The 13,565-nt window shown below is 49.9% G+C and carries 13 protein-coding genes; 6 read left to right on the top strand and 7 right to left on the bottom strand.

The features are described from left to right. Window position 1 precedes the first annotated feature (1 nt). Complete coding sequence (locus AAHB90_RS14345; protein ID WP_342085888.1) at window positions 2-322, bottom strand: PadR family transcriptional regulator; 321 nt, start codon at window positions 320-322, stop codon at window positions 2-4. 199 nt (window positions 323-521) lie between these two features. Here AAHB90_RS14345 and AAHB90_RS14340 point away from each other — a divergent pair, with 199 nt between their 5' ends. The 4 genes from AAHB90_RS14340 to AAHB90_RS14325 all read left to right on the top strand — a co-directional run bounded on the left by AAHB90_RS14340 (window position 522) and on the right by AAHB90_RS14325 (window position 5,649). Then, a complete protein-coding gene (locus AAHB90_RS14340) occupies window positions 522-1,415 on the top strand; it encodes a LysR family transcriptional regulator (RefSeq protein WP_342085887.1) in 894 nt (297 codons plus the stop codon). Window positions 1,416-1,530: 115 nt separating this feature from the next. Further along, window positions 1,531-4,173, top strand: a complete 2,643-nt coding sequence (locus AAHB90_RS14335) for a DUF7133 domain-containing protein (RefSeq protein ID WP_342085886.1) — start codon at window positions 1,531-1,533, stop codon at window positions 4,171-4,173. A 299-nt stretch (window positions 4,174-4,472) separates the two neighbouring features. Beyond that, window positions 4,473-5,246: a HEAT repeat domain-containing protein gene (locus tag AAHB90_RS14330; protein ID WP_342085885.1), complete on the top strand. Its 774-nt coding sequence runs from the start codon at window positions 4,473-4,475 to the stop codon at window positions 5,244-5,246. Between the two features lie 49 nt (window positions 5,247-5,295). Beyond that, complete coding sequence (locus tag AAHB90_RS14325) at window positions 5,296-5,649, top strand: nuclear transport factor 2 family protein (RefSeq protein ID WP_342085884.1); 354 nt, start codon at window positions 5,296-5,298, stop codon at window positions 5,647-5,649. Window positions 5,650-5,670: 21 nt separating this feature from the next. Here AAHB90_RS14325 and AAHB90_RS14320 read toward each other — a convergent pair whose 3' ends face one another. Next, the gene (locus AAHB90_RS14320; RefSeq protein ID WP_342085883.1) at window positions 5,671-6,009 is read right to left on the bottom strand and encodes a hypothetical protein; all 339 of its coding nucleotides are present in this window, start codon (window positions 6,007-6,009) and stop codon (window positions 5,671-5,673) included. Window positions 6,010-6,066: 57 nt separating this feature from the next. Next, window positions 6,067-6,933 (bottom strand): AraC family transcriptional regulator, encoded by an 867-nt coding sequence (locus AAHB90_RS14315; protein ID WP_342085882.1) that lies wholly within the window; start codon window positions 6,931-6,933, stop codon window positions 6,067-6,069. Window positions 6,934-7,034: 101 nt separating this feature from the next. Between AAHB90_RS14315 and AAHB90_RS14310 the strand changes: the two genes are divergently transcribed. After that, a complete protein-coding gene (locus tag AAHB90_RS14310; RefSeq protein WP_342085881.1) occupies window positions 7,035-8,036 on the top strand; it encodes a quinone oxidoreductase family protein in 1,002 nt (333 codons plus the stop codon). Window positions 8,037-8,142: 106 nt separating this feature from the next. Here AAHB90_RS14310 and AAHB90_RS14305 read toward each other — a convergent pair whose 3' ends face one another. Both AAHB90_RS14305 and AAHB90_RS14300 read right to left on the bottom strand, forming a co-directional pair. Next, window positions 8,143-9,276 (bottom strand): hypothetical protein, encoded by a 1,134-nt coding sequence (locus AAHB90_RS14305; RefSeq protein WP_342085880.1) that lies wholly within the window; start codon window positions 9,274-9,276, stop codon window positions 8,143-8,145. 28 nt (window positions 9,277-9,304) lie between these two features. Beyond that, the gene (locus AAHB90_RS14300; protein ID WP_342085879.1) at window positions 9,305-10,321 is read right to left on the bottom strand and encodes a hypothetical protein; all 1,017 of its coding nucleotides are present in this window, start codon (window positions 10,319-10,321) and stop codon (window positions 9,305-9,307) included. 139 nt (window positions 10,322-10,460) lie between these two features. Here AAHB90_RS14300 and AAHB90_RS14295 point away from each other — a divergent pair, with 139 nt between their 5' ends. Then, on the top strand, window positions 10,461-11,726 hold the full coding sequence (locus AAHB90_RS14295) for a hypothetical protein (protein ID WP_342085878.1): 1,266 nt from the start codon (window positions 10,461-10,463) through the stop codon (window positions 11,724-11,726). Window positions 11,727-11,760: 34 nt separating this feature from the next. Here the strand turns inward: AAHB90_RS14295 and AAHB90_RS14290 are convergent, their stop codons facing one another. Both AAHB90_RS14290 and AAHB90_RS14285 read right to left on the bottom strand, forming a co-directional pair. Further along, window positions 11,761-12,852 (bottom strand): Ig-like domain-containing protein, encoded by a 1,092-nt coding sequence (locus tag AAHB90_RS14290; protein ID WP_342085877.1) that lies wholly within the window; start codon window positions 12,850-12,852, stop codon window positions 11,761-11,763. Window positions 12,853-12,886: 34 nt separating this feature from the next. After that, entirely contained in the window at window positions 12,887-13,564 is a 678-nt protein-coding gene (locus AAHB90_RS14285; protein WP_342085876.1) for a hypothetical protein, read from the bottom strand. Window position 13,565 lies beyond the last annotated feature (1 nt).

Raw genomic sequence — 13,565 nt, 5'->3', positions numbered from 1 at the left:
TTCAAATGGGTTTGGGAATGGCGTTCCACATGCGGTTGCGTATCTGACGGATATTGTCCAAAGCCCTGGTGCCGGCCACGGTGACCGTAAAGAACCGCTTGCTTCGGCCGCCGCGCTCGGCGGTCGCCCCGCCCAGCCGCGATGACAGCAGGCCCTTCTCTTCCAACCGGTGCAATGCGGCGTGTACCGCGCCCAGGTTTACCGACCGGCCCATTTGCTGCTCGATTTCATTGGTAATCGAGGCTCCGTAAGCGTCTCCGGCTAGTATTGCCGCTGCCAGCAGGACTATTTCTTCAAATTCTCCCAGATAGGTTCCTTTCATAAGGGTGGCATTATTTCTGTAAATGTATAACAAATGGTGTGCCGCCGACTAAAAGTGTTGAATTTGCGCTGCAAATGCATTTTTTTGAAAATTTACCTGTCCGAAAGCGGACATACCGTGCAAATGCCGGACAATGCGTGCGGCCTTTTGTGCCGAAAGCCTTTTCTTTGCCCTGGCATAATCACCGAATCGATATTTCATGGTTTTCGACTTTCGCTTGCAGGTTTTCCAGGCTGTCGCCCGGCGTCTAAGCTTCACAAAAGCCGCATCTGAGCTTTTCATTACCCAGCCGGCGGTCACCAAACACATTCATGAGCTGGAAAATCAACTAAAAACTAAGCTATTTGAGCGGAGCGGTTCGAAGATCAGCCTGACAGCGGCAGGTGAAATCCTTTTGCATCATGCCGAGCAGATTTTCGATATTTACAGAAATCTTGAATTTGAAATAAACAGCCTTTCCCAAAGGACGAGCGGCAAACTAAGGCTGGGGGCGAGCACTACGGCCGCCCAGTACATTCTGCCACCTATTCTGGCGGCATTCCACCGCAAGTTCCATAATATCGAGGTGACCCTTACCACCAAAAACACCGAGGAGATTGAACAGGCCTTGCAGCACAAAGAGATCGATCTGGGCGTGATCGAGGGTTTTTCCAAGAATGCAGCCATTAAATATACCGAATTTCTAAAGGATGAGATCGTGCTGGTGGCCAATAGCCAAAATCCGCTGGCGGTAAAAGGGGTGATCAATGCTGCGCAGTTGCGCCAAATACCCCTGCTGTTGCGAGAGCCCGGTTCGGGCACGCTGGAAGTGCTCGCGCACGCATTAAAGTCGATCGGATTGGGACTTGGCGATCTCAGTGTGGAAATGCAGCTCAGCAGCAGTGAAAGTATGAAGTTATATATTTTGCATTCGGACAGCATGGCCTTCATTTCCGTGCACGCGGTCCTGAAAGAATTGCAGAGTAAAGAATGCCGGATTGTAGATGTCGAGGGGCTTTCGATCGACCGCCATTTTCATTTTACGACACTGCATGGCCAGCAGCAGGCCTTGCCGGAGCTTTTCATGCGTTTTGCGCTCTACCAGCGAAAATAGACGGGCATTTGGCGTTTTTTTCGAGTAGTTCTGCCTGTTATCCTATTTTAAGAATCTGTGTACTGTACCAATCAGCTTTTGTGGAAACGGCTGAATTATTTTTGTTAACCAATTTATGTTAAAAATCACATTAAGCGTATCGGCGTTCCTGCTCATGCTGTGGAGCATGACCAGCACCCTTCAAAAAGAAGAAACATCCAAGCCAAGGATTCTGACGCGAGCAGACTCCCTTCCCAACGCGGCCGCATGGCCGGCAGAACTGAATGTAACGCATTTTGCGGGCCACGATCTTACGCCAAGTCCGGCTTGCCTGGCCGCGGCGCCGACGGGCGAAGTATTTGTCGGGGTCGATATGATCGGCTCTTTGGGCAAAACGCCCGGAAAAGGCAGCATTGTGCGCCTTGTTGATACGGATAACGATGGCAAAGTAGACCAGCACACCACGTTTGCCATGCTGGATAATCCCCGCGGTATTATAGCCCAGGGCGATCAGGTCTTTGTTTTACACACAACTTTTTCCAAAGAAACCGGCAAGGCTTCCGGAATGGACCTGGTTGTTTTAGAAGATAAAAACCACGACGGCCTGGCAGACGGTCCGGCTAAGCCGCTTGTACAGAATGTGTGCTCGCCCAAATTTCTTCAAAGCCGCGGTACTGACCACGCTACCAACGGTATCAGAATGGGTATCGACGGCTGGATCTACATTGCCGTAGGTGATTTCGGCTTTCATGATGCGCTGGACCGCTCGGGCAAGAAAATGACCCAGCTCGGAGGCGGCATCGTCCGCGTCCGGCCCGACGGCACCGAAATGGAAGTTTACACGCACGGCCTGCGCAACATTTACGACGTGGCGATCGACCCTTTTATGAACATTTTCACCCGTGACAATACCAATGATGGCGGCGGCTGGAACATCCGTTTCAGCAATCAGATTCAGTCGGGTGAATATGGCTACCCGGTGTTGTTCAAGAACTTTACAGAAGAAATCATCCCGGCCTTGATCGATCTTGGCGGGGGATCGGGAACCGGCTCACTGTTTTTGGATGACCCGAGCTGGCCAGCCAAATACAATCGTGTGCCGATGATGGCCGACTGGGGCCGCAGCCAGGTGTATGTACACCGTTTGACAGCGGACGGGCCAACTTTTCAGCAAAAAGAAGAAGAATTTATCAAGCTTTCCCAGGTTACCGACCTGGATGTAGATGCCTCGGGACGTGTTTACCTGGCGGCCTGGGATGGAGCCGGCTACTCGGGTAATCCGGGCAAAGGATTTATCACCCGCGCAGTGCCGCAGGGCTGGAAGTATAAGGCATTCAAGGATATCAGCAAATCGTCAGTGAAGCAGCTGGCGGCGTTGCTGCGGTCGGAGAGCGCGGTACAGCGTCTGGCGGCGCAGCAGGAATTGCTCAAACGCCCGGCCAAAGATGCAGCAAAAGCGGCTTGGGCCGTTGCCGATGATAAGAAGGCTCCTTTATATGTACGCGTGGCGGGGATGTATACCTACGCGCAGGCAGCAGGAGCGGAAGGTATTGGAAACCTGGCCAAACTGGCTTCGGAAAATGATATGCGTGAGTATGCATTGCGCGCATTGGCGGATCGTAAGGCGTTTGTGGATAAAGTGCCGGTTGACCCGTTTTTAAAGGCATTGGAAAATGGAAACGCCCGCGAGCAACTGGCAGCGGCAATCGGCTTGGGCCGTTTGGGCAGACCGGAAGGAGCCCAGGCATTGCTGAAAGTGAAAGTGCCGGCCTCTTTTGTGGCGCCGGCCAAAGGAACCGAGGGGCCGCATGCAACCCCGAACTCGGCGATCGTAACTCCGCACATCGCGGTGCGTGCGCTGGTGGCATTGAACGCCGTGGACGCTTGCGTGCAAGCGATCGGTACCGAGAATTCGACCATCGCGTTGTGGGCACTGCGTTACATGCACGATCCGAAGGCCGTGGATGGGCTTATCGCAGCATATAGTAAGACCAGTGACAAGGTGCGGAAAGAACAGATACTGACTACATTGGGAAGGATCTACAAAAAAGAAGCTGACTACGATGGTTCCTGGTGGTGGAGCACACGCCCGGATACGCACGGTCCTTATTACAAGGCTGTTGAATGGGAGTCGTCCGCAAAAGTGAAAGACTTTTTGAGGAAAGAATGGAACAATGCGAGCGACAAGCAGTTCTTTGCCGACCTTAATGCACGCAACCGTATGGGTATTGCCGAATTTGGCGGTGAAGAGGTGGCGGCGGTCAAAGAAGAGGTGAAAGTTGACCTTGAAAAAATCCGTAACAAAAAAGGCCAGGTAGGAGAGTCGTCTATCGAAGATGTGATGCTGGCGATCGCAAAAATACAGGGAGATCCCGCAACGGGAAGAAAACTGTTTACAAAGCAGGGATGTGTTGCCTGCCACAGCCTGAGCCGTAGTGAGGTGATGAAAGGGCCATTTATGGGGCAGATCGGCTCTATTATGAACCGCGAGCAGATCGCCGAGTCGATATTGAAGCCTAATGCCTCCATTTCCCAAGGCTTTGCCTCGGTTATGATCACCACAAAAGGTGATAAGACCTACATGGGTTTTGTTTCGGAAGAATCGGCCGACAAGTTGGTGATCCGTGACATTACCGGTCAGGTGAACACGATTAAAGTTGCAAATATTACCTCTCGTAAGGAAATGGAAACCTCAATGATGCCTCCCGGACTGGCCAACGAGCTGTCCTATGAGGAGTTTGCCTCGCTGATCACGTTCCTTTCTCAGCAGAAGAAATAACAAAAGACAAAATCAGGTTGCCAAACCGGCACATTTCATCGAAAAAAAGTGTGAGATCTCCAATTTTTGACGAATTTTCTCATGATTATAACCGTTTTTTTGCGTCGCACTTGAAATTGCGCTACATTGGTACCTTGATAGAAGTAGTTGGAAATTGTTGAGTACACATTATTTGCACCCCTTGTCTCTTACTCGACGTTTACTTATACAGCATTCCCCGGCAAACACGTTTTCGCCGGGGATTTTTTTGCAATGACCTGTTCTGTTTATAGGCCTCTTAGTCGAGATTACCTGCTACCATGGCATTTTACGATTTGTCCAAGTCCGAAAGAGCTGATCGTGTAACGGCGATCCGGAAAGATATTAAGCAGGCATTGTTGACTCAAAGCCTTCAAAAAGTGCATTCGTACTACGCTGATCAGGACACTTATATACGCAAATCCGCCTATTTGGTAACCGGACGGCTGTATTCTCAGGAACCGGAGCTGAGCCGGGTGATACTCGAAATGCTTCTTGCTCTTCTTTTCGACCAGGATTTTAAAGTCAGGCAAACGGTGATCAATACTGCGGGCGAGATCGGAAAGCAACATTTTGAAGAAGTTCGGACTTTTTTCGACATAGGATTGAAAGATCCACATCATTCCCCTCGCAACGCAGTAATAGGTTCGATCAAGAAAATGGGTGAGGTGAACCCAAAGCCAGTTCTTGGCTGGGCCAGGGCGTATCTGCATGATGATGACAAGGAAATTCGCCGTGAAATTTGCCATGGGATCGAATTACGCGGCCGTAAAAATCCCGAAGACATCCTTCCGCTCTTGCAGGAGTTACAACATGACCGCGCGGCCCGCGTACGCAAGACGCTTGTTCATGTTATCGGGCAGATCGCCTACAAAAAGGGCTGCCTCATAAAAGTACTCACGCATTTAAAAGGTTGGGAGAACCGCCCGCTCGTCGAGGCCGCATTGGAAGAGATCATTGATGTGCATGATCGCTACCGAAACTTCGCAGCGCTTACGCAGGCGGAGGCTATTCAGTTGATCGATGCGCATTATCCAGACTGGAAGCGGATCTGAATCCTGGCATCATTTTCGCTGGCACCGTCCAAAACAACCAGTGGTAACCATGGAACAAGTTAGCAAGCATTTGAATATGGCGGTGAGCGCGATGACCGTATCGGCTTTTTTAAAAGCTTTGAACGAGAATGACTTTGATGGGGCAGGAGAGTTTATGGACGAAAATGTCCGGTTCGAGGGGGTGCTCGGGAGTGTCGAGGGCCGGGAGGAATACCTGAGCCAAATGGCGAAGATGAAGCTGCATTATGACGTGAAGCAGCTCCTTTACGATGAGGACAATGTTTCGGTACTGTATGAAATTGATATGGGAGGCAAGCCGGTGCTTACCTCCGGCTGGTACGAAGTGCGAGAGGGGAAGATCACGCACATTCGTGCCATCTTCGATCCAAGACCGGTGTTATAAGCCAGCGAGTTTGCGATTGGGTCAGGGCTTCCTGATCACCGTTTTTTTCCGCTTCACAGTGTAGGAAGTCGTTGTGTCTGCATCGGGCCTGCCCGTGCTGCTGCGGCTACCATCGACGGTCCCGGATGAGTTGACTGCCCCATTGTCATTCAGGATCGGGCCGGTTTCTGCGTTGGCGGAGTCTTTGAGAATGGCATTCAGATCCGATGAGTCGGCTGTTTTGACCTGATGTTTTCGTGTTTTGCGCTGGTATTTTTGCTCCTGCTTTGGCGACCTCGACGAAGCGTCGGTTGATTGTGCGTATGCTCCTGCGGGTATAGCCAGCGTCAATGCGAGTATGAATGTTTTAAGCGGTGTCATAAGAAATAGTTTTTAGTTTGATGATTCGCCTTGTCTTCAAATACCATTCCAGGGATTTCACGCAGGCGATGTTACACGGTGTTTACGACGGTATTCGCCGAGGCTCATTCCCTTGCCTTTTCTGAAAAAACGGTTGAGATGACTTTCATCTGTAAATGACAGCTCCGCGGCGATTTCATTCATACGCATATTACTGTGTAGCAGCCGTGTCTCGACTAGTTTCAGTCTTGAATTGATGATGTATTGCTGCATCGTTTCATTGGTATGTTTCTTGAAATACCGCCCCAGGTATGCTTCCGATATTCCAAAGTGATCGCTGATGCGTGCAGCTCTGATCTTTTCGGGGTGGTAAATGTTCGCCTGGATATATTGCAGAATGTCGATCGCCTTTTCTTCGCTGCATTCGCTAATCTTTTCGGGCAGGTACATGGCGATGTTCCGTGCGACCAGGATGATCATCGTGTTGACATACTGCCTGATCAGCTCCTGGTTGTACATATCGCGATTGACATACTCGCGGATTATTGCCTCGACCAGTGGTTTGACGATGCGCTTATCCGTCTGGTTTTTGAGTATGCATCCGGGTTGATGGCTGGCGTTCTGCAAGATAAATTCGAGCCGTTGCAGCAGATCTTCCCTTTGTGATGCGCTTACCAGTGACGTATTGCCCTTGAGATACACATCATTGAACCGGATGAAAACAAATTTAGTGGTCGTTTCGATGTCGAAAGAATGGGTATCCTCGGGCGTCAGCAGGAACATATGGCCGGCATTATACCGAAAAGTATGCTGATTGATCTCTTGCACACCGGTTCCTTCCAAAATATAAACCAGCTCAAAAAAGTTGTGTTGGTGCGTCGGTTTTGGACATTCGTCGAGCTCTTTGCAAATAATTTCGAAAGATTCGTGCAGGTTTTCTTTCATCTGTGTAATAAATATACCGGATTTTGGAAAAATTATACCGTGAAAATAACGACAGTTCGGTACAAATTTGCGCTATCGAACACAAAATAATTTTTAACCTCATGAAAGCAACATTTTTGACCGATACAAATGCTCCGCTCATTATCAAAGAAGTGGAAACACCCGTGCCCGCTGATAACCAGGTACTGATTAAGCTGGCCTATTCCTCACTGAACCATCGCGATGTTTGGATTCAAAAAGGGCAGTATGCAGGCCCTAGGGCCGGACTGATACTGGGTTCAGACGGATTGGGCACCGTGGTCGGAACTGGCAGGAATGTAGATCAAACCTGGGAAGGGAAGACTGTCATCATCAACCCAAGCCACGACTGGGGTGAAAACCCGGCTGCATTTGGTGAGCAGTTTAAAATCTTGGGAAATCCCGAGCCGGGTACTTTTGCAGAATATATTGCCGTGGATGTGCAGTACGTCCACGAAAAGCCGACGCACTTGACTGATATAGAAGCATCCGCGCTGCCTCTGGCGGGAATTACCACCTACCGGGCATTGTTTACGCGGGCAGCCTTGAAAGCGGGTGAGCAGATATTAATAACTGGTATCGGTGCAGGTACCGCATTGCTGGCCCTTCAATATGCGATCGCAGCAGGCGCCAGCGTGTATGTTACTTCCGGCTCTGAGGAAAAGATCGAAAAAGCCAAAGCACTTGGCGCGATAGACGGTTTTAACTATAAAGAGGCAAATTGGTTTTTAAAAGCAAAGGAAAGGACCGGCGGATTCGATGTTGTGCTGGACAGCGCCTCAGGCAAGGGATTCGGCGACCTTATCGAGACTGCCAAGCCTGGCGGACGGATCGTATTTTTTGGCGGGACAAACGGCCCAATCGGCAATATCATTCCCAATAAAGTGTATTGGAGAAACCTTTCAATACTTGGCACGACGATGGGCACCTTGCAGGAATTCAAAGATATGCTCGCATTTACGGCCAAGCATCACATTAAACCCATTATAGATAAAGTCTACCCCACATTGTCGGATGCCCAACAAGCCTTCGATTACATGCACGAAGGCAGGCAGTTTGGTAAAATTGTGCTGACTAATGTATAGGTAGAAGGAGGAAAAGGAGAAAAGGGAGGAGGGAGGAAAGGGATTTTCCCACTCTCCTTCCTCCCTTTCAATCCTTCCTCCCATTCCTCCTTCCTCCCTTTCGTCCCTATTCAACCGTGATTCCATCCATGTCTTCCAAGCGGGCGATCAGTGCCCAACCGTAAAAATCATTGGCTAATGCCACCATCAGCTCATTTTTCCCCGCTTTGAAGGGGATCACAAAAGAAGTGTTTTCAATGGAGCACCTGCCGGCGGGTTCTTTCATAATTGGAGCGCCAAACGTGTTTTTGTCCACATACAGATAGCGACCGTTGAGAAATACCCACACATCGTCGCTGAAACCCATTGCGATTTTCTTCTTCTGGTCTGTTTTGGAACTGACATTGACCTTCATCCACACAATTCTGCGCTCTTTGCTCATACCAAACCTGCGCGTCAGGTTGATCATTCCCCTTCTTTCAGCCCATATAGGTGACCATGGTGTTTCAGTTTTTGGAGTGTAGTTCAGGCTGAAATCTACGTTTTTGGGTAGCACGACCGGTTCGCTGACCTGCCATTTCCTGAGATAGCGTGGGTCGTTGGCAACCGGGTCGGTGCCCTCGTAGGCGGGTAGCCCCTCGGTCTGGCCTGGTTTGATCACAAGATTTGAGACGATCCCCTCACCCTCGAACGCGAGCGTGCCTTCTGTTACATTGCCTTCCATTCTGGGGACTTCCATCGTAGGCCGCATCATATCGTTCACAAACACCCTCAGCTGGTAACCCGACGCGATCAGTTTTACGTGGTTCCAGCTTTTGTTCTGGAAATTGGCCTTGCCCTGATAATGCGGCAGCAGGTCCCACAGGTTCACGCCGTCGATTGCTGGCGCATATTGCACTGCTTCGATGCCTGTCGAGTCGCCCGCGCGGTGGGTGCGAAAGTAAAACAGTTCGTTTTCTTTACTATCCCTATATCTGAAATAGAAAGATGCAAACCGCTGGTCGGTGGGAATGTAGTCGAATTCAATGGTACCGTTAGAAAACTTGGTATTTTTCAAAACGACCTGGCCCGGTTTGGGAAGCACCTTTAAAACCGGGCGGTTATCGTGGGTTGTAAATTCGGCATTGGCGCCAGGCGCATCCCAGTTTTCAGCTGCCAGAGCCATCCAGGTTTCGGCGGCTTTCTCGGCGGTTTTAGATTTTTTCTGACCCAATGCAGCGAAAGTGACTGCGCTGAACAACACTAAAATGAATTTTTTCATGGCCAATAATGCAAATGTTGAAGTGAACTTATTTTTTGAAAATACCGGCATTCAGCTCTTTTCCGGCCGAATTGGGGAGTGGGTTAAGGTGATCGCGCGGCAGCCCGTTGGTTGCGACTTCGCTGAGCAGCAGCTTGCCTGAGCGTGCGACATTTTCTTCTGAATGCGCGTTCTTGTCTGCGGGCACCGCACCATTCTGACCATAGTAGCCCATTTCATGCTTCATATCTGTAAAGAGGCAGTTTTTAAAGTGGTATTTCGGATATGTTTTCTCTGCGCGGAGCCAAAGAAATTCCGAGCCGGCGACAATATTGTTTTCAAATACAAATGGCTCATGGAAGGCCCCAAACCACACCGCTGATTCGTATGCGCCGACTATGACTGAGTTTTTCAGCGAAAAATCCCTGATGGCCATAAAAAGCAGCAGCGCATTCTTAGTACCGTAAAAGACACAGTGGTCGACATGGACCCCGGCGCCATGTGCCCAAATGCTTCCTTGAATAGGTGCGGAATTGCGTTCGCCGATGAAATAGCATTGGGAAATGTCAAGGCCCGACAATGTAGAGTCTTTGCGGTTGACCGGATAATAGTACTGAACCAGTGGATTGCCGTTTCCAATAAATTTCAATCCACCGATACGCACATGGTTGGCAGCTATCAGAAAACCGACAGCATGTTGGAACTGGGTTGTACTGTTGTTGTTGGATATGGACTGGATCACCGGCATTTGCGCGGGCTTCCAGGCGGTATCGTCGGGCATGGTTGCCGCTTGGATCGTCAGCCACGCCTGACCGGTATTGGGCTTGTCGATCACGACCTTGTCGTGCAGTGTGTAAAGCCCTGGGGAGACTTTAATCATCACGCTTTCACCCGCTTCAAATGTTTTGGCTAGCTCGATGGCGCGCTGCAACGTCGCTACCGGCGTCTGGACTTTACCGTTGGCTGCGTCGCTGCCCGTGCCTGCATTTACATAAATGGTTTGCGCTTGCAGAGGGCGAGTTGCCAGCAGTAAGATAATGGTCAATAAATAGTTTAATTTGTACATCTTTTGAAGATTTGTTGGCTGTTTCCTCACAAGGCCGGCCGGCTGGTCCTGTTTATTGATTCAAACATAATGATGCTGATGTTGGGGGTGTTTTCAAATTCAGGTCAAGTTTTGTCAAGTTTTATCATGCTCATTCACAATGGTTTCTGAAATAAATGAATTGCAGCATTGCAAGGCCGTTATCGAGGATAAACTGGGCTGGGGCCCAGCCGATGGCTGGCAAACGGCCGATTTCGAAAACCTTAGCGAACTGATCCAAAACCAAACCGGTGTGTCGCTGAGCACCAGCACGCTTCGTCGCATATGGGGCAGGACCGAGTATAACCATTTGCCAAGCGGCACCACGTTGAATACCCTGGCGCGGTTTGCGGGCTGGGGCGACTGGCGCGAATTTGTGAAGCAAAATAAACCGGTTGATCCTCCGAATCAGGATGCTACACCTTCTGTTGTTGCTGCCCCAGCGCCACCGAGCTGGAAGCGGTTAGCCTGGATTGCAACGGCTATTGTGGTGGTTATTCTGGGGGGGATGCTTGCATTCGATAAGGGAGAGCCACAACTGGAAAAGAGCGCGTACGCTTTCGAGAGCCGTTCGGTCACCAACGGTATTCCCAATTCGGTCGTATTCACCTACGACGCCTCGGCTTCACCAACCGACTCGGTTTTTATCCAGCAATCCTGGGACGATACTAGAAGAGTCTTGGTCGATAAAAACCTGCATAAGCACACCTCGGTGTATTACGAGCCAGGCACCTATCAGGCCAAGCTGATTATTGGTGATCAGGTGGTCGCAGAGCATCCATTGCTCGTTGGAACAGACGGCTGGTCGGCGCTTTTAGACCAGCCCAAAATACCTGTCTATTTAAAACAGGAAGAATTTCTACGAGCAGACGGCATTGGTACGAGTATCTCGATCATCGAAGAGAAAAACATCGCCTTGCAACCCGAGCCTCCTTTGATCAAATATTTTAACGTCGGTAATTTCGAGCCGGCAGCGCTTGGAGATTTTTCGTTTTCAACCGAGGTCAAAAATGAATATAGTGAAGGTGCCGCGGCTTGTCAATTAACCTATATCTCCCTTCTTACCGATGATGCACCCATTGTCATTCCGTTATCGGCAAAGGGATGTGTTTCAGAGCTTAACCTGATGAGTGTGGATAATTTCGTGTCGGGTAAAAAAGCTGATTTGTCTGCACTGGGGGTTGACTTTTCAGAATGGGTGCGGGTCTCATGCGCAGCTTCAGGCGGGAAAATCCGTTATGCGATTAACGGCCGCCAGACGTTTGAGTTTCCGGTTCCTGGCCGTCCCATTCGGATTCTGGGCGTCGCATTCGGGTTCCGCGGGACCGGCTCGGTTCGCAATGTTAGCCTACAATCAAAAGGCAAATCCGTTTTCGATGCATTATAAAAATCATAGCCCCGGCCATCGGCCAGGGCCTGATTTAATTATGCATCAACTTGAATATTTTGACAGTTCCGTCGGCTTGCTCGAAATGAATATAGTACATGCCAATTGGATATTGTCTCATACTGATTGTGAAAGAGGGCGAATTCACTGACCGGGAATGCCTTACCATTCCTGAATGGCTGATTACTCTGATGCTTTTTACTTTTCTATTGTGCATGACAATACGTAGCTGATCCTCCACGGGATTAGGATAGATTTCTGCCCACGAAAACTCAGGGAAATTCACCGAGCGGATACCGCTAAATGTAAAGCTGCCGTCCAGGTCAACCATTTTTAGTCGGTAGTAATTCAACCCTGGTTCGGGAATGCTGTCGGTGAAAGTATAGTTGCGGGTTCGGTTACTTTCAAATGCCGCTTCCAGCGTTCCGAGCACTTGCCAGTTGCGGGTATCGGTACTTCTCTGCACATCAAAATGAGCGCTGTTAAGCTCTCCGGCGGTCTGCCATTCGAGTAAAGCCTGGTCCTCTGCTTTCCGCCCATCGAAATACGCCAGTTTTACAGGTAGCGGGTCGGTAAAAATATTCACTTTGACCTTCGCTATGTTTGAGAGCTGCCCTGATTGGTCGGTTACGGTGTAGCCGATCATGACCTCGCCCTTAAAATCACGCTCAGGGGTATACGTTAACTGCCCGCCGACGCTTACCACGCTGCCTGAGACAGGGCTTTGTACGACTGTGAGTGAGGCCGCATTGAGTATGGTGCATTCAGACAAATCGTTTTTCAATACGTCGATCTCCACTGATGCATTTGTTTTTCCCGTGGCAAAGTCATCGACTGCCAATGGTGTATGATGCTTGACCACAATATAGACCGACTCCCCGGATTCGCAGCCATCGGCATTCACGGCTACTGCTTTATAAGTGCCTTCCTCATGTACGAGCAATTCGGCTTTTGAGGTTCCGGCAATCACCTGATTGTCCAAAAACCAAACGTAACGCGCCGCGCCTGTGGATTCGGCCCTGATTCGCAATGTAACATCCTTGCACATGAATACTTCTCTGGGCTGACTTTGCGCAGAGGCCCAGCCAGATACGAGAAGCATCCATATGGAAAAGTAGTAACGCATGACTGCCAGATTTCGCTTTTTTCGGCTACCCAAATCAGTTAAGGGTGATAGCAGGGACAGTAGGCACAGGGAGATTATGCAGGATTTCCTTCGTTCCGCCGATCACCGATCCTGTTAATTTGGAAGCGGTCGGAATAAAATCCCCAACGGTAGGGAGTACATAACTTACCAGGGCGCTGTAGGTACCGGCTTCGGTAACATTCAGACTCGAACTGCTCTGCCCGCTAATGACCGAAGCCCCCTTACTCCACGCGAAAGGGGAGATTGTCACACCATAGGTATCAAGGCCGGTTGTGGCCGATACTGTTGCTGAAAGGGTTGCCGTCACTGTTTTGTCGGTACAGAAATTCTCCTTATCGGCAGTGACACTAACAGTCAGCTTGGGAAGGACGATAACAGTGTGCTCAACAACATCGGACAAACAGCCGTCGAGCACTTCTATCACTCCGAGTGTGATTTTATGAATGCTTGGAGCGGTTGTAGCGTCCGAGAAGGTGTGCGTGAGCACGCCACCGCTTGCCTGATCTAGCGTCTGAATGGTTTGGCCGGCACCCGGGTCCAATGTCCAGAGATATTGAAAGAAGTTAGAGCCGGCAGCGGGTGAAAGCGAAAACGACTCCCCATTGACTACATAATAAGTGCCGGCTTTCGATACATGGGCCAGAGAAGAGAACAATAAAACCGCGAGCAGAATAGTAGACAGTCTTTTCATA

The sequence above is a fragment of the Dyadobacter sp. OTU695 genome, assembly GCF_038440355.1.
GTDB lineage: Bacteria > Bacteroidota > Bacteroidia > Cytophagales > Spirosomataceae > Dyadobacter.
Note: the sequence above shows the minus strand (reverse complement) of the source record. Positions and strands in the feature narration are given on the sequence as shown.